Source organism: Vibrio sp. 1401 (genome assembly GCF_033340295.1).
This window is the reverse complement of sequence record NZ_JAWOWF010000190.1, coordinates 1-921: the sequence shown is the minus strand read 5'-3', so window position 1 is coordinate 921 and position 921 is coordinate 1. Positions and strand designations below refer to the sequence as shown.

The 921-nt window shown below is 46.5% G+C and carries 2 protein-coding genes; both read left to right on the top strand.

Annotation, left to right across the window (positions count from 1 at the left end; translation table 11 throughout):
* Nucleotides 1-348: putative nucleotidyltransferase substrate binding domain-containing protein (locus tag R7Z77_RS24480; RefSeq protein WP_318136944.1), on the top strand; the 348-nt coding region annotated here is incomplete at its 5' end.
* An 8-nt stretch (nucleotides 349-356) separates the two neighbouring features.
* Nucleotides 357-921 (top strand): 3'-5' exonuclease (locus R7Z77_RS24475; protein WP_318136943.1); only part of this gene is annotated, 565 nt, incomplete at its 3' end.

The following is a 921-nucleotide window of genomic DNA, read 5'->3' as shown; positions in this document are numbered from 1 at the left end:
CTTAAACGACGCGGTACCGCGCCGCTGGCAGATTTGATTCGAGTGCATGCCTTGGCGATTGGTTCGCGTTCGCAAAACTCGTTTGATCGATTAGACGACATTAATGACGCCGGGATTCTGCCAAAAGGGCGAGGAATGGACTTGCGAGATGCGATGGAGCTTATCTATATGGTTCGAATCCGTCACCAAGCCTTGGATATTGAAAATGGCGACGAGCCGGATAACAACATCGAGCCAGAAAACCTCTCCGATTTTGAACGCCGTAATTTGAAAGATGCCTTCCAAATTCTCAGCAATGGGCAGAACTTCCTTAAGTTCCGTTATCAAGCAAATAAGAGCTTTAAGTGAGGTTTGGCATGATCAAAAAGCTATTTCAAAAGCCTGCGATTCAATGGCCAACCAAGTTTCAGCAAAAGTTGGAGCTCGTCAGTGATGAAAATCTTGTCGCCTTTTACGGCAGCGAATTACCAGCGCCCAATACCCCCATTTCAGAGGTTGAATTTGTCGCGTTGGATTTCGAAACGACGGGGCTCAATCCCGAAAAACACGACATTATTACTATCGGTTTAGTACCTTTCAATCTGAGACGTATTTTTCTGCGCGATGCTCGACATTGGAAAGTAAGGCCTCAGAAAAAGTTGGATGAAGATTCCGTTATCATCCACGGTATCACTCACAGCGAATTGATTGATGCGCCAGATCTGAGCGATATTTTGGGTGAGTTGCTGCCTTGCTTAAGCGGCAAAATGATCGTTGTGCATTACCGTCGAATCGAGAGAGAATTCTTGGATGAAGCGCTGAAAGCGCGCATAGGGGAAGGGATTGAATTTCCCGTGTTAGACACGCTACAAATCGAAGAGAACATCCAAAAGAGAAGCGCTGGCGGCATTTGGAATCGCCTGAAAGGAAAGAGACCAGAGT